At 43.7% G+C, this 24,293-nt stretch carries 28 protein-coding genes; 7 read left to right on the forward strand and 21 right to left on the reverse strand.

Going from position 1 to position 24,293, the window contains the following annotated elements; genetic code table 11:
- Positions 1–349 precede the first annotated feature (349 nt).
- Positions 350–1,150, forward strand: a complete 801-nt coding sequence (locus COP04_RS11460) for a Cof-type HAD-IIB family hydrolase (RefSeq protein WP_100488147.1) — start codon at positions 350–352, stop codon at positions 1,148–1,150.
- 81 nt (positions 1,151–1,231) lie between these two features.
- Here COP04_RS11460 and COP04_RS11465 read toward each other — a convergent pair whose 3' ends face one another.
- The 6 genes from COP04_RS11465 to COP04_RS11490 all read right to left on the reverse strand — a co-directional run bounded on the left by COP04_RS11465 (position 1,232) and on the right by COP04_RS11490 (position 5,583).
- Positions 1,232–2,047, reverse strand: coding sequence for a purine-nucleoside phosphorylase (locus COP04_RS11465; protein ID WP_100488148.1), 816 nt, complete (start codon positions 2,045–2,047; stop codon positions 1,232–1,234).
- A gap of 30 nt (positions 2,048–2,077) precedes the next feature.
- Positions 2,078–2,974 (reverse strand): tyrosine-type recombinase/integrase, encoded by an 897-nt coding sequence (locus COP04_RS11470; protein ID WP_239984843.1) that lies wholly within the window; start codon positions 2,972–2,974, stop codon positions 2,078–2,080.
- A gap of 5 nt (positions 2,975–2,979) precedes the next feature.
- Entirely contained in the window at positions 2,980–3,231 is a 252-nt protein-coding gene (locus tag COP04_RS11475) for a DUF4227 family protein (protein ID WP_100488150.1), read from the reverse strand.
- 285 nt (positions 3,232–3,516) lie between these two features.
- Positions 3,517–4,017, reverse strand: coding sequence for a ferric iron uptake transcriptional regulator (gene fur / locus COP04_RS11480; RefSeq protein ID WP_100488151.1), 501 nt, complete (start codon positions 4,015–4,017; stop codon positions 3,517–3,519).
- A 282-nt stretch (positions 4,018–4,299) separates the two neighbouring features.
- The gene (spoIIM, locus tag COP04_RS11485; protein ID WP_100488152.1) at positions 4,300–4,932 is read right to left on the reverse strand and encodes a stage II sporulation protein M; all 633 of its coding nucleotides are present in this window, start codon (positions 4,930–4,932) and stop codon (positions 4,300–4,302) included.
- A gap of 108 nt (positions 4,933–5,040) precedes the next feature.
- Positions 5,041–5,583 (reverse strand): NUDIX hydrolase, encoded by a 543-nt coding sequence (locus COP04_RS11490; protein ID WP_100488153.1) that lies wholly within the window; start codon positions 5,581–5,583, stop codon positions 5,041–5,043.
- A 182-nt stretch (positions 5,584–5,765) separates the two neighbouring features.
- Between COP04_RS11490 and COP04_RS11495 the strand changes: the two genes are divergently transcribed.
- Positions 5,766–7,025 (forward strand): MFS transporter, encoded by a 1,260-nt coding sequence (locus tag COP04_RS11495; protein WP_100488154.1) that lies wholly within the window; start codon positions 5,766–5,768, stop codon positions 7,023–7,025.
- Positions 7,026–7,045: 20 nt separating this feature from the next.
- Here the strand turns inward: COP04_RS11495 and COP04_RS11500 are convergent, their stop codons facing one another.
- The 3 genes from COP04_RS11500 to COP04_RS11510 all read right to left on the reverse strand — a co-directional run bounded on the left by COP04_RS11500 (position 7,046) and on the right by COP04_RS11510 (position 9,082).
- A complete protein-coding gene (locus COP04_RS11500) occupies positions 7,046–7,639 on the reverse strand; it encodes a DNA-3-methyladenine glycosylase I (RefSeq protein ID WP_100488155.1) in 594 nt (197 codons plus the stop codon).
- Between the two features lie 184 nt (positions 7,640–7,823).
- Positions 7,824–8,321, reverse strand: a complete 498-nt coding sequence (locus tag COP04_RS11505) for an AAA family ATPase (protein WP_100489651.1) — start codon at positions 8,319–8,321, stop codon at positions 7,824–7,826.
- 218 nt (positions 8,322–8,539) lie between these two features.
- Positions 8,540–9,082 carry a cysteine hydrolase family protein gene (locus tag COP04_RS11510; RefSeq protein ID WP_100488156.1) on the reverse strand — a complete coding sequence of 181 codons (543 nt, stop codon included), beginning with the start codon at positions 9,080–9,082 and terminating at the stop codon, positions 8,540–8,542.
- A 171-nt stretch (positions 9,083–9,253) separates the two neighbouring features.
- Here COP04_RS11510 and COP04_RS11515 point away from each other — a divergent pair, with 171 nt between their 5' ends.
- The gene (locus COP04_RS11515; protein ID WP_100488157.1) at positions 9,254–9,568 is read left to right on the forward strand and encodes a thioredoxin family protein; all 315 of its coding nucleotides are present in this window, start codon (positions 9,254–9,256) and stop codon (positions 9,566–9,568) included.
- Positions 9,569–9,631: 63 nt separating this feature from the next.
- Here the strand turns inward: COP04_RS11515 and COP04_RS11520 are convergent, their stop codons facing one another.
- Positions 9,632–10,582: a cation diffusion facilitator family transporter gene (locus tag COP04_RS11520; protein ID WP_420852753.1), complete on the reverse strand. Its 951-nt coding sequence runs from the start codon at positions 10,580–10,582 to the stop codon at positions 9,632–9,634.
- Between the two features lie 197 nt (positions 10,583–10,779).
- Here COP04_RS11520 and gloA2 point away from each other — a divergent pair, with 197 nt between their 5' ends.
- Both gloA2 and deoD read left to right on the forward strand, forming a co-directional pair.
- Entirely contained in the window at positions 10,780–11,169 is a 390-nt protein-coding gene (gloA2, locus tag COP04_RS11525; RefSeq protein ID WP_100488158.1) for an SMU1112c/YaeR family gloxylase I-like metalloprotein, read from the forward strand.
- 82 nt (positions 11,170–11,251) lie between these two features.
- On the forward strand, positions 11,252–11,956 hold the full coding sequence (deoD, locus tag COP04_RS11530; protein WP_100488159.1) for a purine-nucleoside phosphorylase: 705 nt from the start codon (positions 11,252–11,254) through the stop codon (positions 11,954–11,956).
- Between the two features lie 61 nt (positions 11,957–12,017).
- Here deoD and COP04_RS11535 read toward each other — a convergent pair whose 3' ends face one another.
- The 6 genes from COP04_RS11535 to COP04_RS11560 form a co-directional block, all read right to left on the reverse strand.
- The gene (locus COP04_RS11535) at positions 12,018–12,485 is read right to left on the reverse strand and encodes an NUDIX hydrolase (RefSeq protein ID WP_100488160.1); all 468 of its coding nucleotides are present in this window, start codon (positions 12,483–12,485) and stop codon (positions 12,018–12,020) included.
- Positions 12,486–12,560: 75 nt separating this feature from the next.
- On the reverse strand, positions 12,561–13,454 hold the full coding sequence (locus tag COP04_RS11540) for an RnfABCDGE type electron transport complex subunit D (RefSeq protein WP_100488161.1): 894 nt from the start codon (positions 13,452–13,454) through the stop codon (positions 12,561–12,563).
- A complete protein-coding gene (locus COP04_RS11545; protein ID WP_100488162.1) occupies positions 13,442–14,365 on the reverse strand; it encodes an FAD:protein FMN transferase in 924 nt (307 codons plus the stop codon). The genes COP04_RS11540 and COP04_RS11545 overlap by 13 nt, the downstream gene beginning before the upstream one ends.
- A 45-nt stretch (positions 14,366–14,410) precedes the next feature.
- A complete protein-coding gene (locus tag COP04_RS11550) occupies positions 14,411–14,908 on the reverse strand; it encodes an FMN-binding protein (protein WP_100488163.1) in 498 nt (165 codons plus the stop codon).
- A 139-nt stretch (positions 14,909–15,047) separates the two neighbouring features.
- Positions 15,048–16,124: an AI-2E family transporter gene (locus tag COP04_RS11555; protein WP_100488164.1), complete on the reverse strand. Its 1,077-nt coding sequence runs from the start codon at positions 16,122–16,124 to the stop codon at positions 15,048–15,050.
- A 291-nt stretch (positions 16,125–16,415) separates the two neighbouring features.
- On the reverse strand, positions 16,416–17,198 hold the full coding sequence (locus tag COP04_RS11560; protein WP_100488165.1) for an SDR family NAD(P)-dependent oxidoreductase: 783 nt from the start codon (positions 17,196–17,198) through the stop codon (positions 16,416–16,418).
- Positions 17,199–17,442: 244 nt separating this feature from the next.
- Here COP04_RS11560 and COP04_RS11565 point away from each other — a divergent pair, with 244 nt between their 5' ends.
- Positions 17,443–18,693, forward strand: coding sequence for an ammonium transporter (locus COP04_RS11565; protein ID WP_100488166.1), 1,251 nt, complete (start codon positions 17,443–17,445; stop codon positions 18,691–18,693).
- 57 nt (positions 18,694–18,750) lie between these two features.
- On the opposite strand, the gene rnz is transcribed toward COP04_RS11565, so the two are convergent.
- The 3 genes from rnz to COP04_RS11580 are packed head-to-tail and all read right to left on the reverse strand — an operon-like array spanning position 18,751 to position 22,107.
- Positions 18,751–19,683 (reverse strand): ribonuclease Z, encoded by a 933-nt coding sequence (rnz, locus tag COP04_RS11570; protein WP_100488167.1) that lies wholly within the window; start codon positions 19,681–19,683, stop codon positions 18,751–18,753.
- 38 nt (positions 19,684–19,721) lie between these two features.
- Positions 19,722–20,951 carry a DNA polymerase IV gene (locus COP04_RS11575; protein WP_100488168.1) on the reverse strand — a complete coding sequence of 410 codons (1,230 nt, stop codon included), beginning with the start codon at positions 20,949–20,951 and terminating at the stop codon, positions 19,722–19,724.
- Between the two features lie 43 nt (positions 20,952–20,994).
- Complete coding sequence (locus COP04_RS11580; RefSeq protein WP_100488169.1) at positions 20,995–22,107, reverse strand: M20/M25/M40 family metallo-hydrolase; 1,113 nt, start codon at positions 22,105–22,107, stop codon at positions 20,995–20,997.
- A 185-nt stretch (positions 22,108–22,292) separates the two neighbouring features.
- Here COP04_RS11580 and prli42 point away from each other — a divergent pair, with 185 nt between their 5' ends.
- Complete coding sequence (prli42, locus tag COP04_RS19600) at positions 22,293–22,397, forward strand: stressosome-associated protein Prli42 (protein ID WP_157800268.1); 105 nt, start codon at positions 22,293–22,295, stop codon at positions 22,395–22,397.
- A gap of 53 nt (positions 22,398–22,450) precedes the next feature.
- Here prli42 and COP04_RS11585 read toward each other — a convergent pair whose 3' ends face one another.
- Together COP04_RS11585 and COP04_RS11590 are read right to left on the reverse strand one after the other, a co-directional pair.
- Positions 22,451–23,536, reverse strand: a complete 1,086-nt coding sequence (locus tag COP04_RS11585; RefSeq protein ID WP_100488170.1) for a sensor histidine kinase — start codon at positions 23,534–23,536, stop codon at positions 22,451–22,453.
- Positions 23,533–24,210, reverse strand: a complete 678-nt coding sequence (locus tag COP04_RS11590) for a response regulator transcription factor (protein WP_100489653.1) — start codon at positions 24,208–24,210, stop codon at positions 23,533–23,535. Before COP04_RS11590 ends, COP04_RS11585 begins: the two co-directional genes overlap by 4 nt.
- Positions 24,211–24,293 lie beyond the last annotated feature (83 nt).

Genomic DNA, 24,293 nt, shown 5'->3' on the forward strand with positions numbered 1-24,293 from the left:
CCATTCTTTCCATTATCGGTGCTTTTATACCGGGAAATACGAGAAAGAAAACGAGACAAAATGCATTTTTTCTCCCCTAGTTCCTAGAGAAAATACGGCACGTTCAAATGATCCTTGACAGTCTGCAAACCTCTTTCTATAATCTAAATAATTTGATGAGCGGATTCTGCCGGCGCGAAGTGGATCAACATGAATGAATTAAATACAAGAAATTCATCCCCGCTCGTTCTTAAGGCAGTTGAATGGTTAAAAGATGGGCCGATTACTACCTATACGACAAAATACAAATCATGGAAAGTTCTCTGATACGGAAATTCATAATAACACAATAAAAAGAGATGAAAATCCAATGGACGCTGTAGTTTTCGACTTAGACGGGACATTGTTAAACTCAGACAAGAAAGTCAGTGAAAGAAATTTACGGGCCATCAGAGCGATTAATATAAGGCGAATTCCAATCATTATAGCGACTGCGCGCCCCCCCAGATCTGTAAAGCAAATTCTCCCAGAAGAAATTCAGTCATCAGCAATCATGGTTTATTATAATGGCGCAATGATTGTCAGTAAGTCATTAAAAATTCACGATCATTTCCCCATCGACTCAAAGATCAGTGCGGCTATCATTGAGTATTTGATGAAAACAGAGCCTGAGCATGCTTTGTCTGTTGAAGTGGAAGATCGCTGGTACAGTTATCAGAATCTGGATTATAGAGCCGAGATGAATATAGCGAACAATCCTGAACAAATCGATTTAGAAACACTAAAAAAAATCAGCCCGACAAAAATTCTGGCGTCACACTTGAACTCACCTTTGTCATTCGGCAACAAATTCGCAGGTCAGGTCAATATCATCAATACGGATTCAAACCAATTGACACAAATCATGAAGCTTAATATTTCCAAGGAGCATGCCCTTTCACTTCTGTCCAGGAAACTTCGTCTATCCCTCGATAAAGTTGTTGCCTTCGGCGATGATTTTAACGATATGGGATTATTTAAACGGTGCGGTTATCCTGTCGCAATGGGGAATGCCATACACGAATTAAAATGTCTTGCAGCGGAAGTTACTGATTCCAACGATCACGATGGAGTGGCTAAAACACTTGAAAAATTAATGGGCAAAAATCCCAGCATTAATTCTCGATCATAACTAGTAATAAACTGTTGAAATCGAAAAGGCCGGAATGAGCGTCCCTCTCATCCGGCCTTTTAAATTTTCTAGAAATAAAAATTATATGTTTTTCACAATGCCCTTTACTAAACGGGTAAAGTTTTCCTTGACACGGTCCGCAGTCTCCATGACCTCTGTGTGGGACAGCGGCTGATCCAGAATTCCACTGGCCATATTCGTAATACAGGAAATGCCGAGAACTTGTAACCTGCCATGGCGGGCGGCAATGACTTCCGGAACAGTCGACATACCTACCGCGTCGGCTCCCATGACCCGCATCATACGGATTTCTGCCGGTGTTTCATACTGCGGGCCGGGCGTTGCCAGATACACGCCCTCTCTGATCTTGACACTAAGTTGATCTGCTTCTTTTTTTGCCAGATCAATCAAAGACGGATCGTAGGAAGCAGACATATCCGGAAAGCGGGGTCCGATCAGGTCATCATTCGGACCGATCAGCGGGCTGCCGCCCAGCATGTTGATGTGATCATGAATCAGCATCAGATCTCCTGGTGAGTAGTTCAGATTAATCCCGCCTGCTGCATTTGTCACAATCAACGTCCGAATGCCGAGTCCCTTCATCACTTCAACAGGAAACGCTACTTGTTTTAAAGAATAACCTTCATAATGGTGGTAGCGCCCCTGCATCGCGATGACTGATTTGCCCTCAAGCCCGCCGATCACGAATTGACCTTTGTGTCCCTTGACCGTTGGCTCAGGGAAGTAAGGTAATGATTGATATGGAACGCGGTCGGCAGAAGTAATTTCCTCCGCCAGATCACCCAGTCCCGATCCGAGAATCAGCCCGATCTCAGGAATCTGCTTCGTTTTCCTGCCTATTGCTTCTAAAACTTCTTCAATGTGACTCATTTCCATCTCTCCACTCGCTGATCATTATCCAAGCTCTTACATCGTCGCCCGCGGATGAAAACGGGAATAAATATCTCTTAACGGACGCTTCGCCCTGCCGGGGAACCTGCGGGCGGCCAGTGTTTTTTCCCTGCCCATCAATTCCTCCACTGATTCCAGATCAGCGCCTCTTTCAAGAAGATGGGCGGCCAGCGTCTGCCTGAGTGTCTCGGGTGAAAGTGGGGTCCTAATGCCGCCAAGTGTTGCATTTTGCTTTAAAATCTTCCAGACACCCTGCCTAGTCAGCCGCTTTTTCTGCCTGTTAAAAAAGAGGGGCTGTTCTCCGCTGTCGATCTGCTGTTTGTTTCTTACTGCCGTTATGTAGATTGCTAATGCCTTCTGTGAGGGCACGCCTATTGGGATAATTCTTTCCTTCCCGCGGGTACCTTTACAGCTGACAAAACCAAGATTCAGATTCAAATCATGGATATCCAGCCGAATCAGTTCAGATACCCGCATGCCTGTCGCATATAGAAGTTCAAGCATCGCCCTGTCGCGTTTTCCGGTATCCGATTTCTGATCCGCAGCATTAAGGAGCGTCTTCACTTCCTCAATCGTCAAAACTTTAGGAGGCTGTATCTTTATTTTAGGCACTTCCATCGTGATGGTCGGATCAGTATCGGCAAAATGATTGCGGCACAAAAAATGATGAAAATTACGGATGGATGCTGCTTTTCTGGCAATCGTGGCAGAAGAATTTCCGATATCTTTCAACCAATAAAGATAATTGGCAGCCACAATTTCTGTCACTTTCGCCCAGACTGTAAAACCTGCTTTTTCATCCAGAAAGTAGGCATATTGTTTCAGATCGCTCCGATAAGCGTCCAGCGTATTCGCCGAAAGCCTGTGTTCATTGCTTAATTCCGTCAGAAAATCATCGATTTGCTCCTGCATGACTCTCATTCTCCATCTCTTAAAAATTCCAGCACTCTCTGAGAAATTGAATCAAAACCCGTTCCCATATCTCCCGTATGAACATTCCCATAATATCGGGTCACTTTGATAGCGCCGTTCCCGGGATTTTCATACCGATGAACGTGGACTAAATGCTGATCAATCCAATTCATCCCCAGATAGAAAACCGCCGTCAAAAAAATAAAGACCAAAAACATTTTTGAGATATTCGCAGCTTTCCTCAAAGATTCCTTCATAATATGATCGCCCCAGTCTGCGCGGCCCGTATATTCTGCCTAATCATAGAATATGCATGGACCTGGGACAATCATGCGGATTGAATAAATCACGGCCACAAAATATTCAGCTGAAAACTGCCTTCCTGACGTTTGACTGAAACACACTAAATTTTAAAAATCTCAATGAGCGCCATGTGAAAAGTTTCTTAATTGTTACTATTCCATTGTAGCTTTTCTGCTTCAAGTAGAAAAGTAAAAAAGCAGCCTCAATCAGGCCGCTTCTTGAAAACAATACTCTGTGTATTATACTTTTTCAACTTCAGGTTCTGCATTCGGATTCTGCCCTGAGAGACTTTCCTCTTTGTGCTTTTCAAGGCAACGATGGCAGATACCATGAAAAGTCAGCCGATGATCCTTGACTTTGAAGTGCCACCTTCGTTCGACAACCTTTTCAACTTCACCCAGGAGATCTTCCTGAATCTCATCGACCGCTCCACATTCGATGCAGACAAGGTGATGATGAAAGTGATTGGCACCTTCACGGCGAAGATCGTATCGCGAAACCCCATCGCCAAAGTTGATTTTATCCACGACTTTCAGTTCAGTCAATAATTCCAATGTTCTGTACACCGTTGCCAGACCAATCTCAGGCGCCTTTTCCTTAACCAGAAGATATACATCTTCCGCACTCAGATGATCCTGTTCGTTCTCAAGCAGCACTCTGACTGTTGCTTCCCGCTGAGGTGTCAGTTTGTATTTTTGCGCATGCAGCTGTTTCTTGATTCGATTGATTCTGCCTTCCATACAAACCACCCCCCAAAACAAACTTATCCGAAACATGATCATATACATTATTCAACAATCAGCCAAGGAATTGACTGACAAAACTTCATTTAGCCATAGGAAAAATTCATTGATTATAAAAAAATTATAATCCCTGCCACAGTATGTGTCAATGATAAATAAAATGATTATAAAATTATAATAAATTTATTTTGAGAATGAAGAATAAGCCTATCCTGTTAAGTCTTAATCAAATTTCATTATCAATTAAATACAACTGCCATCTGTATCGATGATTAGAAATCAGGACATAAACAGGCGGATCAATGCAGGAGAAATGTATGCTTCATAACTGCTGGCAGCAGCAACAATACAGCCGGCAAAAAATAATAAAATCGCATAGCCTGTAATCTGTGGAAGCAAAGGTTCTCTGCGCGTTTTTATTAATAGCTGTCTGATAATTTTAAGCGAACAGACAACTGCAATCACTGAAATAAACAGGTCGCAGGGTATCAGAAGCAGATTTTGCGGGAAAACACTGACTAGCGCAGTCAGAAAACCATTTAGCCCCATCTGGCTGACAAGAAAACCAACAGTGAATCCAAGCACCATTCCCTTAACAAAAATCAGTATAAAAATAATCGGAAGTCCAATAACGGACAGGCCAAGTATCCAGATAAGGACAACATATTGCAGATCATTGAAGAAACTCTCTCGAAACAAAAGATAGGGATCAGCAATTTGCCCGTGGGAAAGTTCACCAAAAAATTGTTGCAGATAGTGAAAAAGATCATTTCTTGTCTCATAAGGCAGACTGTTGACAACAACCGCCCCAAAAATAATCCCCATTAAAAATAGTGCAATGACAAAAGTATAAAGTGATCTGCAATCTTTCAGATGGTCTGTTAAAATTTTGGTGAATCTATTTCTGGACATAAGCAAATCCCCCTGCCGCTTTCGGATAAAATCTATTATCCAGTCTATGAAAGACTTCGGAAAGCTATAACAGGGGGATGGCAATTATGAAAGATTTGAATAAACTTTTTATTTTTGTAAAGCGCGAAGTTGCATATATTGAACAGCGTATACAGTCTTAGCATCGGCAATTTGATGGTCCTCGACCATGCGTGCAGCTTCTTCCAGCGTAACGGCATAAACTTCCAAAAACTCGTCTTCGTCCAAATGCTGTCTACCCGGAATCAAAGAATCGGTAAAATAAACATGCATCAATTCATCTGAAAAACCCGGAGACGAATAAAATGTAGACACTTTTTTCATTTTTTTGCACTGGTGACCCGTCTCTTCCTCCAGTTCACGCCGGGCCGCAATATCAGGATCTTCATCCGGTTCCAGTTTTCCGGCTGGAATTTCATAAATAATCTTACTCATCGGATATCGGAACTGCCTGACCAGAAGAAGTTTGCCCTCTTCGTCCGCAGCAATAATCGCAACGGCTCCCGGATGCTTCACCACTTCCCGGGTTGCGCTGCGGCCGTCGGGAAGGATGACCTTATCCAAAAAAAGATGCACTATTTTTCCATTGAATATTTCTTTAGATTCTATTTGTTTTTCCGTCAATCCATCCATAAGTCAGATGCGCCTCACTTTTTATACTGTTCCACTTCTACAATATCCGGATTCTTTTTTTAAGGCAAACATTAATTATTTTTCTTTACCGCTTTTTCCGTGACTGATCCATGCATTTGATTTATAATTTTGTTTAGTGCTGCCTAAAAAAATATAAAATCAATCAGCAAGAGGGTTGCATCATGCCTGGAATAAATCAAGAAATAGATAAAAAAAGTTATCCGCCGATATTGGAGCCACTGATCATTTCAAAGCCCTTCCGCGCTCTATGGATTGGCAACTCTCTCTCTGTTTTCGGTTCCTCAATCTCAGGCGTCATCATACCGCTTTTAGTGTATTCATTAAGCCACTCAACCGTCGCAATGGGGTTGATTATGACTGTTTACATGCTGCCGAATGTTATTATTTTGCCTTTTGCAGGCATTTTTGTCGATAGATTCAATCGGGCCAAGATGATGAGATCTGCCGACATGATTCGCTGCCTGCTTGCCTTCACAGTGATGGTATTAGGACTTCGCGGACTGCTCACGATCCAAATGCTGACCGTGATTATGGCATTTCTCGGGCTTATGGATGGCCTTTTTCAGCCCGCTTTTTCGGCTTTACGTGCCACTGTATTTACACCCGAGATCAGGAATTCAGCCAATGCTTTGAATCAGCTCAGCGTACAGGGCATGCGTTTGTTCGGGCCGGCAATGGGCGGCCTGATTGTCGGTTTTCTTTCTGCACCCGTTGGATTTGGTGTAGACTCCGTAACCTTTCTTATTTCCTTTGTTTGCCTGCTTTTTCTGACCAAAGAAGGTCAGATTGTAAACAACGGGGGACCCGCGGAAAAAATCTCTTTTTTTCGTGAGTGTTTTGCAGGCATTCAGGTCATTATGAAAAAAACCTGGCTTTGGGTCACCATACTCGCTTTCAGTTTTCTCAACATATGCACGGCCGGGGTTATCGTGATCCTCGTTCCCTGGCTGATTAACGTCCACGAACATTTTCCAGCCTACGTTTACGGACTGGTCATGTCAGGGGAAGCGGTCGGCGCCGCTCTGGCTGCCTTTATTTTTGGCATGCGAAAGGTCTGGCATTTTCGCGGATTCATCGCATACGGTGGCATCTGCATTGTCGGCCTGTCACTTTTCTTCATGCCTGTGATTCATTCAATCCCGCTGATTATCGCCCTAATGACCGCCGAAGGTATGGGAATGATGGCTTTCGGTCTCGTCTGGGAAACAAGCTTGCAAGAGCTTGTCGCCCCTGAGGCCTTTGGCAGGGTTGCCAGTCTTGATATGCTCGGATCCTTCGCCCTGCTGCCGGCAGGCTATCTCTTTACCGGCTGGTTCGCTAAAATCATCGGAGGCACTCTGGCCATGATGATCATGGGAACATTTGTTGTCATTTCAACAATGCTGATTTTATGTATCCCCGGCATACGAAATTTCGATTGATTGCCACTCTCAATGACGTTTTAAATCATTTTGGAAATCGGTTCATAGCAAAAACAGCTGGTCTCATGATCATTAACTATCCCGACAGCCTGCATAAAAGCGTAGCAAATTGTTTCGCCGACGAATTTAAAGCCGCGCTTTTTTAAGTCTTTGCTCATAGTTTTAGATTCGTCAGTAAACGCGGGAATTTTATCGTGTGAGCTGTAATGGTGCATCATCGGCTGGCCGCCTGTAAAGGACCAGATATAGTCACTGAACGGCTTCTCCTTCTCGACTTCAAGATACGCTCTGGCATTCACCACAATGGCTTGAATTTTACGACGATTGCGAATGATACCGGCATTATTCATTAACTGCTCCTGCTGTTCCTCGGAAAAAAGAGCTATTTTTTCCGGATTGAATCCGGCAAAAGCTTTCCGGTAATTTTCTCGCCGTTTCAAAATGGTAATCCAGCTCAAACCCGCCTGCATCCCTTCGAGGCAGAGCATCTCAAAGAGGGTCTTGGAATCACGCTGAGGCCTTCCCCACTCTGTGTCATGATAAGCAAGATAGACCGGATCTGTTGTATTCCAGTTGCATCTTCTCAAATTGATGTTTTCGTTAGATTTATCCATTGGGCCACCTTCTAATTTCAATCCAGTTTTTCTAACACTTTACTACTGACAAAGCTGTTTAACTTTGCGGTTGTGATGCTGTAGATACATACTTTGAAAAAAGTACATCCATTTTCATCACACTACATGTGACAAGGAAACAACAGTTTGTTAATTCTTATAATTTTGTTTTCGACAACTCTGCTTATCTAACACGATCAATGATCTGATCAGCAGCCTGAGAAGCCGTCATGTTGCTGACGTCAATCTTTGTTGTATTCATTTTCTGATACAGATTCAACCTTGCAGCGCTGGCTTCCACTTGATCGATGGTTCTGATCCCCTTCTTCACATCATTCATGATATGTGATCTAAGAGCATCTTCGGAGCAAATGAGAGAAATTTTATAAAGATCGTATTCTTTTTTCAGTCGGGACAATATTTGTTCAAAAATGCACTCCTGGTGAATTACCCAGCAAAAAATAATATAGTGAAAGCCCGAATTATTTAAGTAGGCATTTAACAGGTGTGTAATGTTATCAATGACCATTTTCTTATTCTCTTCCGTAATGATCCACGGATTCATCTTCCAGCACCAATCTCCATCTAAAAAAACACTCGGTTTTAATTTATCAGACACGATTTCAGATACAGTGGTTTTCCCCACTCCCATCGTGCCGTTAATGATAATCAATTTTTTCATTGGACTTTCCATGTTATTTTTTTGTTCCATATTTTTGTTATTTCACCTTCCTACTTGACAGAGACCTTTCACGCATTGAGCTGTTCTTTTACTTTTAATGCACAAAGTCCAACTGTTTCTTTATCTTCTGGCCAAGCGAAAAGATTTTACGTATTTTCCGCCATAAAGCCATTCAATTTTTTTTTACTTTTTACATACCTATGTCGTTCCCATATGCATCAGCCAACAATTTCTGTTTTAAAAATCGCCTTCATCTGATTCAGAAAAATCTCATGGTGGCCGGTAAAGGTTGCCATTCCCCGGTTATGGGCGATCGTTCTATAGCCCCGAGAATAGGCTCCGTAGGCTGTCAGAAAATCACAGATGTCTGTACAGACACCGGTCAGATGTACGGTGTCAATATGACGAGCTTTCAAAATCTGATCGAGATTGGTACCAATGAAGGCGTCATACTCCGGCTTCGGCACAAAGATTACGTTTGCTTCCTCATTGTACGCTTCGTACCATTCACCCAGTTTTCCATAGAGCTGCGCTCCCCAGCTGCCCTTCACATTATGCGGTGGCCAAAGCTGAAAATGCGGGTCATTTTTTTCATGAGCATCCATACAGAAAATCACAAGATCTCCATTCCGATGAAATTGTTCCGCAAGATCAGTGATATATGGAACAATTCCCTGAGCCGGCTTTCCTGCAGTCAAACCGCCTTTGTCGTCCACAAAGTCATTGCTCATGTCAATAACCAGAAGTGCTTCTTTCGCCATGCTCTTACACCCCTTCATTTATTTTCTGACCTTACTTTAGCAGTTTTCTCTACCAATAAGAAGTGATTTACAATAAAGAGTTATTTAATTTTGCCGTTAAAATGATTGCACTCCTGTAGAAATTTGATAGAATAAAGCCATTAGAATGATTTGAAAGAGGGAAGTCTCATCATGAAATCAATAGAATCTGTTGAAGAATTTCAGAAGCTGATCAACGGTCCAAAAACAGTCATCGTTAAATTCGAAACAACTTGGTGTCCGGACTGTAAACGGCTGAATATGTATGTTGATGATATCGTCAAGGACTTTAATTTCGAATGGTTCTCAGCCGATCGCGACAAATTCCCTGACCTCGGAAAAGACTATCAGGTGCTGGGAATCCCCAGCCTCCTGGCATTTAAGAACGGCGAGAAGACAGCACACTTGCGCGCGGATGACAAATCGCCGGAAGAAATCCGTGACTACCTGAAAACAGTAGAAGTATAAAAATTAATGGAACGTTCATCGAAAAGAATCAAAGGGCCGTTCAGCAAATGCTGGGCAGCCCTTTTAATTATTTTTTATATGATGCGCACAATCAGAGTGACAGTCTGCATAATTAATTCCTTCAATCTGAATGGTTGAATGTTCCAGATTGTAGTTTCCGAGAATCCGTTCCACGTTTCGCAGCACTTCATCTCGATCCGCTCCTTCGGTAACCTTCAGATGGCAGCTTAGAGAGAGGAAGCCTGAAGTGATCGTCCATACATGAAGATCATGCAGACTGGCCACCCCATCAATACCGCTGACTGCAAGACGGATTTCATCAAGATTAAGATTATCCGGTTTACTTTCCATCAGAATATTGACGGATTCTCTGGCAACCTGCCAGCCGCTTTTTAAAATGATCAGCGAGACAATGATACTCGCAATCGGATCGGCCAGCTGCCAGCCCGTCAAAGCAATAACTACTGCCGCAGCAATTGCTCCCACAGACCCGAGCAGATCACCAATCACGTGAATAAAAGCACTGTGCACGTTAAGGTTTTCCTTTGCTTCACCCTTCATTAGGATTCCGGCAACGGCCAGGTTGACAAACAACCCAATGACGGCAATGATCAGCATCTCGGTACTTGCCACCTCAACAGGCCGTGAAAAACGAAGAACAGCTTCAACAACGATCCACGAGGATATTGCCAAAAGCAGAACACCATTAAACAGCGCGGACAGGATTTCAAATCTGCGATAGCCAAACGTCTTCTTATTATTTGCGGCGACTTTTGCTCCAACCAGAAGTGCTGTAAAGCTCAGGCCAAGCGAAATTGAGTCACTGAGCATATGGCCTGCATCGGAGAGCAACGCAAGGCTGTGGCTGAAAAGACCCCCGATGAATTCCACAACCATAAAACCCGTGATCATGAGAAAACTGACAAGAAGTGCATTCCGATTTGCTGAATGACCATGCGCATGATCATCTTTTTTTAAAGATTTTATACTCTTTGAAAAATCTGTTGATTCCACGTTTCAATCACCCGAATTCTAGCCTTTACCAATCTGACCCGGTTCAATCACGAGTTCACGGCACTAACATATGAACATCTACTCATATGTTCAATATGTATCTTTTAAGGACAAATGTCAAGGAAAAATTAGTCTGCCAGATATCCTCAGGCTTTGCTATAATTTATTCATATTCCATGCAGAAAGGAAGTTGCGGCATGCTTTTCTCCGGTATCAGCCATTGCGCCATCATTTGCTCTGATTACAGGAAGTCCAGGCATTTCTATGTGGACCTGCTTGGATTGGCTGTTATACGTGAAACTTACAGGGAGGAACGAAAATCATTCAAGCTTGATCTTAAAGTTGGCAGCTCATCTGGGCAAATCGAGCTATTTTCATTTCCTGATTCCCCGAAAAGATTATCATATCCCGAAGCATGCGGCCTCAGGCACCTCGCTTTTAATGTGGCCGATATTGAATTTGTGAGGGATTCATTGAATCGGAAAGGAATCTTGACAGAACCGATAAGAACAGATACGTTGACCGGAAAAAAATTCACTTTTTTCAGAGATCCGGATGATCTACCCATTGAATTGTATGAAGCATAGCTAAAAATCGTACCTCAACTATCTGGTTTATCTCAGTCCATGATAAAATATAAAAATAATCATTTATATTGGGAGGCTCACAATGAGTGTACATATTGAAGCAAGACCGGGAGAAATTGCCGATAGCATTTTGCTGCCGGGTGACCCGCTGAGAGCAAAGTATATTGCAGAGACCTATCTTGAACATCCGGTCCAGTATAATCAGGTACGCGGCATGTTGGGCTATACAGGATTGTTCCGCGGACAGCGAATTTCTGTACAGGGAACTGGGATGGGTATTCCTTCAATTTCTATTTACGTTAATGAATTAATACGCGACTATGGTGTGAAAAATCTTATCCGCGTCGGCACCTGCGGAGGAATCCAGAAAGACATTCATGTCCGCGATGTCATACTGGCGATGTCTGCGGCAACGGATTCAGCGGTCAACCATTCCGTATTCCCGACTATGGATTTTGCTCCGACAGCAGATTTTAATTTATTGAAAAAGGCTTATGATCTTGGAACGAAACTGGGCGTTTCTTTGCAGGCAGGGAGCGTTCTATCGGCTGATGTTTTCTACAGGGACAACATGGATATCTTGAAGAAACTGGCCGGCTATGGCGTTCTAGCCGTAGAAATGGAGACGAGCGCCCTTTACACGCTTGCCGCAAAGTACGGTGCTCATGCCTTGACGATTCTCACAGTCAGCGATCATGTGTTTACCGGCGACGATACAACGGCTCAGGAGCGCCAGACAACTTTCAATGATATGATCAAGATTGCATTGCAAACAGCTGTAAATTAATTGAATATTTTTTTGTTAATGTGCAGGGAGGACCGGCAATCAGCGCCGGCCCTCCTTATTGTCAGTCTTTAATTTTTGAAAAATAGTCTTGAAGGATCAGCTGAGAACTTTTTAAAAGATGTTCAGGTAAATCGGCCGGGTCACGGAATTCAAATTTTATAGATTCGGAGGGATCCACGATTAACATTCCTCTGAATGTCCGTGTATAATAAGCGATCGTAACTGCACAATACTGATCGCCATTCTGGGCAATAGAATATCCACGTGATCCCGTCGATCCTGTATAAACGCCAAGCAACCGGAGTTGGTCAATCTCCAGGCCGCTTTCTTCCCGAACTTCACGTTTTGCTGTTTCTTCCGTTGTTTCACCTAATTCCATTAATCCACCGGGAATGCCCCAGAAGTTTTCAGGAAACCGGCGTTCCTGCAGCAGTATCCTGCCCCTGTCATCAGAAATGACTGCAGCTGCTCCAACGAGTATCAGCGGCCTGTGTCCGACCAGCTTTCGAATGTCCTCAATGTATCCCATTTCCCCCACCTCGCAGAAGCAAGTATATCACAGAATTCATGGGGATATCACAATCAGCGCGGGAAAAAGCGCCTTTCAAGCGGTCGCTCTGCGCGGACTTCTGCTTCGCGCCTGCAAAGCCTTCAAGGCATTAGCTGCCAGCAATCCAATCAGCAGAAAAGTTACCTTGCTCAAGTATAAATACGCAGCGCCGCTGATTAGTGCCACCAGTATGCCGAACACAATTTGTTCGTGATCCTTGGCCGGTGAAGTTGGGGGATCGGTCAGCATGAAAAAGGCAAGAAACAAAGCCGCGTTGATATAGGGCATACGAAGCGCGTAGCCGGCATCCGTAACACCGACCAGACCCGCAATCATGAAGAAAAAGATGTACGTGGCAAGAAAAGCGAAAACAAGTGGAAATTTGTTGATTCGGTTTACAACATAAAATCCGCCGGCAATCAGGATAACGACTGTCCAGGCGGGTAGCATCGACAAACCGCTCCACCAGCTTTCTCCAGTTGAAAAAAGGGTTGAACTGGCAAGCAGCCCAATCGCCGCAGGATTAAAAACCGGTTTCCTTTTATCTTTGAAGAGATGCTTGAAAGCAAGGGCAACCAGCGTCACAAACATAACCAAATACCATGGCACAGCCGGCCCGAGTATTCCCCCGATAATCAATCCTGTAACAAGTGCTCCATCAGAAAAATATTTTGGACGATAGGTCACATACGCAACGACAAAGTCCGTGAACACACCCGTCGCAATGGCGAGCAAAATATTCTTTAGTCCTCCAGAACTTTGAGGGTATGCCAGGCCGATCAGGGAGAGCATCAGTATGATCGAAAAAACAATACCCTTCGGTGATTTAATAAATTTACTGAAACTGAAGCTGTGCTTCTTACTTTTTGATGACTTTTGTCTTATTGCAGTCCTTGTTTCAGGGTGATAGGTTCGTGCGCTTTTCACGTTCGTATCTAATCGTGCCATGAACATTTCTCCTTAAAATTATTTGTTGAAACGTGTGTCATTGACCGGGTAAACATCAGGCAATCCAAATCCATTTCCTCCATTTTTTTAATCCCGGATTCGGGGCCCATTACAAAGGAAGCCGTTGAGAATGTATCTGCAAGCATCGCAAACGGAGCAATAACCGTGCAGCTTACAAGAGAATCAGGCGATTTACCATTAAATGGATCCAGAAGATGGTTCTCATTGGGTAATACTGGACTTGGTCGTTCATAATCACCGGAAGTACAAATTGCCGCATCAGTCAGCTGAACCGTCCCAACCAGTTCATTGCGGCGCATGGGGTGCCTGATTCCAATCGTCCAGTCCTTACCATTTTCATCATGACCGGAGGCATAAAGGTCTCCTCCCGCATTGATCAAAAAATCTGAATAGCCGATTGTACGAATCTCTTCGGCCGCCAGATCAATTGCCAGACCCTTTGCTACCCCGCCAAGGTCAATGATCATCGGTTTTTTTAGCAAAATCGAGTGATTCCGATCATCAAGAATAATATCCCGATAACCGGCGTGATCGTCTTCAATAAAATCGGATGAAACAATATGCCCTGACAAGTAATTTTTATTGAAGCCCCTTCGCTCAAGTTTTCTGCCGATTGAAGGATCGAATGCACCACCGGTTTCACGAGCGGTTTCAACAGCAAATTTAACAGCAGAGTATAAAATGGGAGAGACAGCAACTGATCTCCCTGTTTGGCTTGAAAGCTTCATCAGCTCAGTTTCAGGATCGAATCTGGAACAGATGCGCTCTACTTTATAAAATAAAGCGACCCCGCGATCAATTGAGTCATCTGTCTTACTTTGGTTTTCGCCGGAAATAATTTTTATTGTTACAAAGGTATCCATACAGATAAAACGTTTATAACTGCTCATAACTCTTTTGAAGATACCTCCCGGTCACAGCGGACCTTCACGAATTCAGGCCTTTGCCTGACTCAATGCCTGAGTGACAGCCGTGATAAAATTATCGGTGCTTTCAGTTGCTCCCGACACGTTATCAACATTTGCATTTTGCCTGGAAACCACTTCAGATGGCAGCGGATCAATTAAGCTTTGTGGATACGAAGTCGTGCAATCTGTAATTTGTACATTAGCTATTTTCCCCTGCTTGATTGTTACACTGACGGATACTGAACCGATTCTGTTCATGCCCTGACCGGAAAAAGTACCGTCTTTATATCCGGATTTGCTCTGAGGTGCTGTGCTGTTTTGTGCCGTGCTTTGCGTGCCTGACGCTTTATTATTTGTACTGCCCTGGCTTGAGCCATTTGACTGCTGTTGATTTGACTGAACGGCGGTTTGAATAGCTGGTGAAACTGCCACTGCCTTTGGTTCAGTCACAACATATCCTGCAGAATAGGCAAGTCCGATTGTTGCCGTGCAAAGGGCAATCCACTTCGGGCTAAGCTTTGCCATAAAACAGACCTCCTGTTAATTTGACTTCCAACTCTACATGAAACAGTTTATCGATTGAATCTGAAAATTTGCTGAAAAAAAGTTCCCTCATATTGAGAAAACTTTTTTAATCAAAACATTTGTCTAGCGTCCGAAAGAATTACTTCCTGCGAAGCTGAATCAGCTGATAGACGCGCGTCACGATCACTTTGCAGACCGCATAAACGGGGATGGCCAGAAGCATGCCGATAATTCCCGCCAGGTTGCCAGCCACGAGCAGAAGGCAAATAATGGTTAACGGATGAACATCCAGCTTTCTCCCCATGACTAAAGGTGAGATCACGTTTCCCTCAATCTGTTGAACAACCGTGACACCTACAATGACATAAACCGCAAGAATAGGATTTTGTATAAAAGCCACAATAACCGCCGGAACAGTTGCAATAAAGGAACCGATAAACGGAATAACATTGGTAAAAAGAATGACCAATGCCAGGACAAGCGAATAATTCAGTCCGATAATCAGATACCAGATATAGATGAAAACAAAGTCAAATAAAAGGACAATCATCTGACCCTGGATATAACCGCTCAGCGCCTGATCCATGTCGGTCAGAATTTCTCTGGCTTTCTCCCTGTGTTCAGCGGGAATCAGTTTTATGATCCCATGTGACATCCGCTCCCCATCTTTTAATAGATAAAAAAGGATAAACGGAACGGTAACGATAATTAACACCGTACCTGTCACGGACTGAATGATGTTCAGAACATTGTTTCCAACTGAAGTAACCATTGAAGACAAATTTTTTGAAAACCTGCTTGTAAAGTCCATATACGAAATGCCGTTTAGATTTAACTTTGTGAATAGTTCACTGTTCTGAAAATTATTCAGCTGGTAACTAAGCTGATTGATCAGTCCGGGCATACTGTTAACCAGCGATAAAAACTGGCTGTAGAGCATCGGCCCGAACCAAAAAGCAAGAAATACAAAAAAACCGATGGCAAACAGATAAATGATAAGGATTGCAATAACCTTTGGTATTTTAAACCTGACAAGCCCCCTGACCAGGGGACGCAAAAGATAATACAGCAGCCCGGAAATAATCAGTGGAGCTGCAAGCGAAGTAAAAAGGACGCCAATTGGACTAAGTATAAAAGTCAGTTTTGAAGCGACCAACAAGATGACAAAAACTATAAGAAGCCAAACGGCAAAACGAAAATATCTTGATTTCGGCATAACAATTCCCCTTAATGACGGATACAAAATCTAAATCTGCTTAACAAATTTTGTATTATATAGTACCCTACCAATTATCTTACAACATTGTAACCTATTTTCCTTAAATTAATCCAAAAAAGAAAATAGTGACTTTCTAAAAAATGATAGATAAAGTTCGATATTTTGCGCCACACCATTATCTAGCGACAGTGCTCCAGGATCAATACTCTTAAAGCCCTCTCTGGCGGGTTGATCGGCCGTTTTTTAAAAGTTGTCCCTCTTGCCTGTCACTCAACTTTTCTGCTGCCATTATTTTAGATTCATCCAATGCTCTGTTAGTTTTTCTACAGCGCGCGGCCACAGTTGATAAAGCCGGGCACCCGTGCCCATGTACCACGGCAAATTGACTTCTCTCTTTTTTTTCTTGACCGCTTTAATGATGCAACGGGCTACAAAACTTGAGTCAAGCATGAAGCGTGCTACATTTGCAGAATAGTTCCCGTCCGGATCCGCAATCTGAAAGAAAGGCGTACGGATCGGTCCGGGATTAATAACCGTGACAAAAATGCCATGTTTCTTTGTTTCAAGTCTTAATCCATTCGAGAACCCGATCACCGCATGTTTTGTCGCGGAATAAACGGCGGATTTCGGTGTAGATATTTTCCCGGCAATTGATGCTACGTTAACGATATGACCACCCTTCTGACTGATCATCTGCGGAAGAACCGCCTGAACACATGCAATAAGCCCGACAACATTCACGTCGAACATGCCCTTTATGTCACCGATCTTCGTTGACGCGGCATATTCAAATTTACCAAATCCCGCGCAGTTGATCAGCAGGTCAATCTTTCCGAACCGGGTTATTATTCTCTCGAATGTATCGGCAATCTGATCGGTGTTGCTGACATCGAGAACATAATAATCGGCCTGTCGATTCCGTTTTTCAATCTCCGCCTTAAGCGCTGCAAGTTTTTCACGGCTTCTCGCCAGCAAAATCGTTCTGGCTCCTTCCTCCGCAAACAATAATGCCGTTTCCCATCCAACGCCGCTCGATGCCCCGGTGATGACGGCAACTCTATCTTTAAACATCTTTCCATACCCCTTCTCTGTTATTTTGTCCAATTCTATAAGAAAGCACTGCTAAAATGATGTCACAGGCCATTTTAAATGACTAATAAATTTCTTTTTAAAAAATTTGTTAAAAATTGTACAAAATATTACTATCTGGAAAGGCTTTCAAAAATAAAAGAATATTTTTAATATTATGTTGTAACTTTTACTAACATGTTATGTTATAATTACTCCATACTAAATGAGGGGAGCATTGGTAAACATGAAAGTCGTTGTCAATCCTTATGAATTATGGGTCTTTATTGCAGCAATCTTAGTTATTTTAATGCAGTCCGGTTTTGCTTTTCTGGAAGCCGGATCGCTGCGCAGCAAGAATGCAGGCCATATAACTGGAAAGCAAATTATTACTCTGGCTATTGCGTCTCTCGCTTACTGGGCATTCGGATACGGAATAGCTTTTGGTAACGGAAATCCTTTTATTGGTTTCTCGGATTTTTTCCTGAGCGGTGTACCAACCGGTACCGATTCCGTTTCCTTTATGTTCCAGCTCGCTTTTGCGGCAGTTTCACTTGCCATTGCCTGGGGTGGTTTTGCAGAACGCGGTAAGTTGCCTGTTTACTTCATCTTTGGTGTTATTTTCGTCGCATTTATCTATCCGGTCGTTGGCCACTGGGTATGGAACGCCGGGGGCTGGCTTGCAAAATTGGGCATGCAGGATTTTGCAGGTTCAACAGTCGTCCACTTGCAAGGTGCGACAGCAGCACTGGTGGGCACTCTCCTTCTCGGACCAAGAATTGGAAAATTCACGAACAAAAAACCGAATGCCATTCCCGCACACAGTATTCCTTACGTTTATCTTGGCACTTTTATTCTTTGGATCGGCTGGTTCGGTTTTAACGCCGGAAGTATTGCTTCCACAGTCGGGCAACCTGAATTTTATGGCTATGTTGCTTTGACAACGAATCTCGCCGCAGCAGCCGGTGCGCTGGGCGCACTCTTTACTGCCATGATTCTCTCGAAAAAGGCAGATGTCGGCGCAATGTGCAATGGTGTTCTGGCAGCTCTTGTTGCCATCACGGCCTCCTGTGCTTTCGTCGAACCATGGGGTGCAATTGTCATTGGTGCCGTAGCCGGATCCTTTACTTACTGGACTTCGATCTTCTTTGAAAATAAGGGGCTTGATGATCCAATCTACGCTTTCTCAGTACATGGTATTTCAGGTATGATCGGAACACTTTCAACCGGCTTTCTCGCTGCGCCAGCACTTGTTAAGATTGTTGGTGTCGGCCAACCGGGGCTGTTCTACGGCGGCGGTTTCCATCAATTAGGCGTGCAGGCTTTGGGCGTTGTTTCAGCATTCGTATTCGTTGCTGTCACTTCGTTGATTGTTCTCGGAATTATTAAAGCAACAATCGGTCTTCGCATTACTCCAGAAGAAGAGAAGGCAGGTCTGGATATTAGCGAACACGGAGCTTATGGTTACGGTGAAACTTCCGGTGAAACCGTAAAATAAGACTTGCATTTCAAAAAAGATTCCTCATTTCGGGGAATCTTTTTTGTTTGGATTTTTTCACCGATGCGGCCGCATTAAATGATAGATAGAGAAATCGCTCGCCAGATAGCTTGCCGGAAAAACTTTCCTGGCCTCCGTAAGCAATGCCTGCTGATCCGTCCTCTGGTATCTTGAACTGAGGTGGGTCAGAATCAGTTTTTGGGCGTGTGCCTTTTTTGCTACGGTTGCAGCCTGAGCAGAAGTCGAATGATGATAGGCATTTGCCAAAGTTGCGGCATCACTGCGAAAAGTCGATTCATGAACAAGGAAATCCGCATGATCGGCGAGTCTCACTGCTGCAGCGCAGGGACGTGTATCACCGATAATGGCAATTCTTCTCCCCTTCTTTTTTTCGCTTAAAAAATCTGCACTCTCAAGTTGCCGTCCATCGGGAAGATTTACAAATTCTTTTAATTTGAAATCGCCATAAATCGGTCCCGGCTCTACACCATTGTTCCGAAGTTTATCGACAAGCAATTCACCTGGAAGATCTCTTTCGGTAATCCTGTAACCAAAACTCTGTATTCCATGATCCAGCTCATCTGCTTCGACCTGAAAATGATCATTTTCATAGACAAGGCCGGGCTGCCCGATTTCCTTCACGGCTATCGGATAGTGAAGATGTGTCCCGGACAGGCGCAGCGAAGTCTCTACGTACTCCTTAAGGCCGACCGGTCCGATGAGCGTCAGCAGATTTTCAGCTCCCTGAAATGAGCGGCTGCCTAATATACCAGGCAGCCCGAAAAGATGATCTCCATGAAGATGTGTAACGAAGATCACCGTTAGCTTTGTCAGTCTGACCGCTGTATATAATATTTGCCGCTGTGTACCTTCTCCGCAGTCAAACAGCCACAAATCGCCATCGTATTCCGGAAAACCGATTGCAAGCGATGTGACATTTCTTTCTTTTGCAGGCATCCCTGCACCCGTCCCGAGAAAAGTAAAATCCATACTCAATCCACCCTTTACTAAACCATAGCGTTGTTGTTCTATTTTTTTCTTTTATTTTCTGATGACTTGATACGTCTGTCTTCAAACAAGATAGCCGCAGGTTTCAAAGCCCCATCTCCAAATTTTTCATTAACCTGATCGACAAGTTTAATCAGTGATTCTTTCGCTGCGTCCTGTTCATAAGAAAACAGATCCAGTTGTTTGGTTGAAGCACCGACAGGCTGAAATGCAGACAGAGTAATGCCTAGCAAGCGCACTGCTTTTCCGCTCCACTGTTTTCGGAAAACGTTCAACGCGTAACTCTTAATTTCTTCTTTTCTGCAAAATGGCTGAACCGTTGATAAACGGCGTGTCACTGTTTCCCAGTTCTGATAACGGATCATCACTGTCAATTCATAGCTGACGACGTGTTCCCTTCTGATCTTTTGAGCAAGTTTCTCTGATAAGCTGTCAAGAGTACTGGAAATGACAGCTATAGACTTGGAGTCTCTTGACAGTGTCACCGAATGCCCGATACTTTTATAACTTTCCCATGCATCCGGATCCACCGGACGGTCATCAATTCCATTAGCATGCTGATACAATCTCTGTCCGGAAATACCGAAACGTGCTGCAATCCTCTTTGAATCATATTGAGCCAGATCACCAATCGTCGCTATTCCCAATGCTTTCATCTGTTCTTCCGTTTTCGGGCCGATGCCATGCATGCGGCCGATCGGCATCGGCCACATTATCTCGGGCAGCTCGCGTTTCCTGAGTATTGTAATTCCGAGCGGCTTTTTCATATTGGAAGCCATTTTTGCCAGAAACTTATTTGGAGCAATGCCGACACTGCAGGGCAGCCGAAAATGCTGCATGATTTGTTCCTGAACGTCTTTGGCAAGTTCCGCTGCCGGTATTCCATTCATTTCATCAGTCATGTCCAAATACCCTTCATCAATCGAGGCTTTTTCAACAAGCGGTGTATATTGGCCAAGTAATTGAAAAAGCCTTTCGGATATGGCGCGATACTGTACAAAATCAGGATGCTTGACAATCAGTTGTGGGCATTTTTTCTTTGCTTCCTGCACAGTCATCGTCGTCCGCACGCCCATTTTTCTCGCTTCGTAGCTGCTTGTCACAACAATGCCGTGCCGTTCTTCGGGCTTTCCAGCAATGGCAAGCGGTTTCCCCCTCCATTCCGGATGCAAAGCAATCTCAACGGAAGCATAGAAGCTATTCATATCGATATGAAAAATGATACGCGGCTTTTTATGTGTTTCTTCCATCGCTGTCACCTTGTCCTAAATAAATTCCGTTCATTTCCCGTCATCATTTTGCCTGATTAATCAGAGAAAGCACAAGTTCACTTGTCTTTATAAGCTCTTCAACAGCTATTCTTTCCTTAGTCGTATGTATTTTCTCATATCCGACACCAAGGTTTATAACCTGGATGCCCTTCCCATTGATCACATTTGCATCGCTTCCACCGCCGCTGCTCAGCAGCTTTGGTGTTCTACCGACAGCTTCCACGGCTGACATTGCCAGTTGAACGATCCGATCTTCCGGATTGAATCGATAACCGGGATACATAAATTTCAGTTCGACATCCGCATGTCCGCCCATTTCTGAAGCAGTCTGTTCAAAAGCTTCTTTCATCAGCCTTGTCTGCCGGTCTATTTTTGACTTAACCAGTGATCGTGCTTCGGCCAAAATACGGACATTATCGCAAACAATATTTGTTGCTTTCCCGCCTTCAAAACGGCCAATGTTCGCCGTTGTGTCTTCATCAATTCTTCCAAGAGGCATCCGGGCGATAGCTTTAGCTGCCATCGTGATTGCGGATATCCCTTTCTCCGGTGCAATGCCGGCATGGGCGGTTTTGCCGAACAAATCAATCTTGAGTTTAGTCTGATAGGGAGCAGCAATGATAATGTCCCCGACAGGGCCATCACTGTCCAGTTCAAACCCATAATCTGCTTTAATCAAACGGGTATCCAGAGCTTTTGCTCCTAACAGTCCCGATTCTTCACCTACCGTAACGATAACCTGCAAATCAGCATGTTGCCTATGTTCTTCTTTAATAACGCTGAATGCTTCAATCAGGGCAGAAAGGCCGGCCTTATCATCAGATCCGAGGATCGTCGAACCGTCTGAAACGATGCATCCGTCTTTCAGGGATGGATGAATATTCTTTCCGGGAAAAACGGTATCCATATGAGAACCGAAAAAAATCGGTGTGCCTTCAGCATTTCCTGGCAGCGTGCATACAAGATTATTTGCTCCGTGCCCTGTTTTGATTTTTGCCTCGTCTTCCTTAACTTCAAAGCCGAGTTCCGTGAATTTTTTTTTCAAGACTTCTGAAATGCCGCCCTCATCCCCGGTTTCAGAATCTACCTTCACTAATTTAAAGAGTGTGTCTACGAGCCTGTCGTTATTAAGCAATCCCGTCCACCTGTTTCTAAGCAAAATAAATGCCTATCATTTTAAACTTTATTCATACTTATTTTATCATAATGCTCCGCGATATTCAGTGGTTGAAAAGAGCTCAAAGGAACGTATATAATTTATAAAAGTAGTCATTGAAAAGTCAAACAAGCAATATGATGCGGAAGGAGATTCGTTCTGCCTTGCCAAAGAAACTGTTCAAAATCGTTATTTATTTGATGATTGCTGCGCTTGTCCTCTCCACGGTTGGCGGCTTAATTGCAGCTGCAGTCGGAGCCGCTGGCTAAGAAAAGCCGCAATTTTACTTGAAATAAACGAAAAAAGCCATGGATTCAACTGATCATGGCTTTATGTCGTCTGGTTTATTATCCTCATTGCTAGCTAAAATGACTGTTATTGCCGTTCCCTTCCCTTTTTCACCGTCAACCTGAATCTGCCCATGGTGCACATCCACAATTTTCTTAACAATCGAAAGGCCGAGCCCATTGCCTCCCTCGGTTCTGACTCGTGAGCGGTCCGCTTTATAAAACCGCTCAAAAAGGTGAATCCGATCTTCCGGACGAATCCCGATTCCGCTGTCAGACACTTCAAAAATGGTACTGCCCCTTCGCTGTTTCAAAGTAACAGTCACATTCCCCTTTTCCGGAGTGAATTTGATACTGTTCTGAATCAAATTCATCCACACCTGATTCATCAATTCCTGATCAGCTGATAACAAAGCCGGCTCCAGCTTGATGACCATATCAAGCTTCTTCCGGCTCCACTGAGGTTCAAGTGCCAGAAGAACCTGCCTGATCTGCCGGTCAGCTCTGTACAGCTCAATATGCAAGGGATGGCGGTTATTTTCAAGCACGGTCAATTTTAAAAGATTGTCGCTGAGCTTCGACAAGCGATCACTTTCTGACTGGATAATCTGCAAATAATGCCGGTGTTTTTCATCAGGGAGATCCGGGCTTTCAAGAGCACGGGCAAACCCTTTTATCGATGTCAAAGGAGACTGGATTTCATGTGAAACATTTGATATGAATTCCTGACGGACACGCTCCAGTTGCCCAAGCTCCTTTGCCATGTAGTGCACACTTTCCACCAGCTGATTAAATGGGTTGTTCTTTACATCCGGTCCCGGTGGAGAGAGAGGCAGATCGAGTTCAATTTCAAAATTCCCTTTTGCCATCTGCCGTAGAGCCTGGGTGATTGCCTGAAAATAGCTCAATCGCCTCGGTTTGTATAAGTGCCCAATCATATTGCTGATCACACCAAACAGAAGTACGCCAAGTATCGAACTGACGATGTGCCGAATGAACGGATTGAGGGGTAATTGGTAATAGTGGGCGATAAACCCGATCAGAAAATAGAAAAAAGTCCATAAAATACCAAGAGTCGAAAAAACTGAAACAATAAAGAATACTATCTTAAGCTGTTTCATAGGCATTCATCCAGTCTGTAACCTAAACCGCGGACAGTGTGGATTTTAAAACCGCACTTTTCATCTGAAAAGTGTTCACGTAACCTCTTAATGTGAACATCCACCGTCCGCTCATCGCCATCATAATCATAGCCCCAAATATTTTCAATCAGGTCATCCCGCGTGAAGGTTCTCCCGGGCATTCCGGCAAGCATAAAAAGAAGTTCGAATTCCTTCAGCGGGAGTGTTATTTGTTCCGAACCAAAACTTATTTCATATGATTTCCGATTGAGCAGAAGTTTTCCAATACGGAGGGTTTGAGAAGCAGATATTTGATAGCGTTTCAGCAAAGCCTTCACGCGCATGACCAGCTCAATCGGTTCAAACGGTTTCACCAGATAATCGTCTGCCCCTAATTCAAAACCATGAACCTTCTGCATTGTTGCACCTTTTGCCGTCAACATTAGTATCGGAATCTGACCATAAGAATCCCGAACCTTTTGGCAAAAAGTCCACCCATCCATATTCGGCATCATAATATCAAGCACAATAAGAGCGATCTGTTCCTTTTCAAGCCTGTCCAATGCCTGGACACCGTCTGCAGCCTCAATGCACAAAAATCCCTCTTTTTGTAAAAAAACAGTGACAAGTTCCCGGATATTCGGGTCATCATCAACAATAAGAATACTGTTCACGGTACTCATCTTCCTTTTCGAATAACTGGTATCATTATACCCGCTATATGTGAACAGATCATGAATTAAAGAAGCTGTCCAGT

Origin of the sequence: Sporolactobacillus pectinivorans (genome assembly GCF_002802965.1) — a bacterium.
Lineage (GTDB): Bacteria > Bacillota > Bacilli > Bacillales > Sporolactobacillaceae > Sporolactobacillus > Sporolactobacillus pectinivorans.

Excerpts from the sequence above, each read along its gene's own strand:
- COP04_RS11555 (WP_100488164.1), bottom strand. The coding sequence starts at position 16,124 with ATGCCGAAATCAAGATATTTTCGTTTTGCCGTTTGGCTTCTTATAGTT.
- COP04_RS11475 (WP_100488150.1), bottom strand. The coding sequence starts at position 3,231 with ATGAAGGAATCTTTGAGGAAAGCTGCGAATATCTCAAAAATGTTTTTG.
- COP04_RS11515 (WP_100488157.1), top strand. The coding sequence starts at position 9,254 with ATGAAATCAATAGAATCTGTTGAAGAATTTCAGAAGCTGATCAACGGT.
- COP04_RS11505 (WP_100489651.1), bottom strand. The coding sequence starts at position 8,321 with ATGAAAAAATTGATTATCATTAACGGCACGATGGGAGTGGGGAAAACC.
- COP04_RS11490 (WP_100488153.1), bottom strand. The coding sequence starts at position 5,583 with ATGGATGGATTGACGGAAAAACAAATAGAATCTAAAGAAATATTCAAT.
- COP04_RS11575 (WP_100488168.1), bottom strand. The coding sequence starts at position 20,951 with ATGGAAGAAACACATAAAAAGCCGCGTATCATTTTTCATATCGATATG.
- COP04_RS11535 (WP_100488160.1), bottom strand. The coding sequence starts at position 12,485 with ATGGGATACATTGAGGACATTCGAAAGCTGGTCGGACACAGGCCGCTG.
- gloA2 (WP_100488158.1), top strand. The coding sequence starts at position 10,780 with ATGCTTTTCTCCGGTATCAGCCATTGCGCCATCATTTGCTCTGATTAC.
- COP04_RS11585 (WP_100488170.1), bottom strand. The coding sequence starts at position 23,536 with ATGAAACAGCTTAAGATAGTATTCTTTATTGTTTCAGTTTTTTCGACT.
- COP04_RS11465 (WP_100488148.1), bottom strand. The coding sequence starts at position 2,047 with ATGGAAATGAGTCACATTGAAGAAGTTTTAGAAGCAATAGGCAGGAAA.
- COP04_RS11470 (WP_239984843.1), bottom strand. The coding sequence starts at position 2,974 with ATGCAGGAGCAAATCGATGATTTTCTGACGGAATTAAGCAATGAACAC.
- deoD (WP_100488159.1), top strand. The coding sequence starts at position 11,252 with ATGAGTGTACATATTGAAGCAAGACCGGGAGAAATTGCCGATAGCATT.
- fur (WP_100488151.1), bottom strand. The coding sequence starts at position 4,017 with ATGGAAGGCAGAATCAATCGAATCAAGAAACAGCTGCATGCGCAAAAA.
- COP04_RS11565 (WP_100488166.1), top strand. The coding sequence starts at position 17,443 with ATGAAAGTCGTTGTCAATCCTTATGAATTATGGGTCTTTATTGCAGCA.
- COP04_RS11560 (WP_100488165.1), bottom strand. The coding sequence starts at position 17,198 with ATGTTTAAAGATAGAGTTGCCGTCATCACCGGGGCATCGAGCGGCGTT.
- spoIIM (WP_100488152.1), bottom strand. The coding sequence starts at position 4,932 with ATGTCCAGAAATAGATTCACCAAAATTTTAACAGACCATCTGAAAGAT.
- COP04_RS11550 (WP_100488163.1), bottom strand. The coding sequence starts at position 14,908 with ATGGCAAAGCTTAGCCCGAAGTGGATTGCCCTTTGCACGGCAACAATC.
- COP04_RS11460 (WP_100488147.1), top strand. The coding sequence starts at position 350 with ATGGACGCTGTAGTTTTCGACTTAGACGGGACATTGTTAAACTCAGAC.
- COP04_RS11500 (WP_100488155.1), bottom strand. The coding sequence starts at position 7,639 with ATGGATAAATCTAACGAAAACATCAATTTGAGAAGATGCAACTGGAAT.
- COP04_RS11510 (WP_100488156.1), bottom strand. The coding sequence starts at position 9,082 with ATGGCGAAAGAAGCACTTCTGGTTATTGACATGAGCAATGACTTTGTG.
- COP04_RS11540 (WP_100488161.1), bottom strand. The coding sequence starts at position 13,454 with ATGGCACGATTAGATACGAACGTGAAAAGCGCACGAACCTATCACCCT.
- COP04_RS11495 (WP_100488154.1), top strand. The coding sequence starts at position 5,766 with ATGCCTGGAATAAATCAAGAAATAGATAAAAAAAGTTATCCGCCGATA.
- COP04_RS11545 (WP_100488162.1), bottom strand. The coding sequence starts at position 14,365 with ATGAGCAGTTATAAACGTTTTATCTGTATGGATACCTTTGTAACAATA.
- rnz (WP_100488167.1), bottom strand. The coding sequence starts at position 19,683 with ATGGATTTTACTTTTCTCGGGACGGGTGCAGGGATGCCTGCAAAAGAA.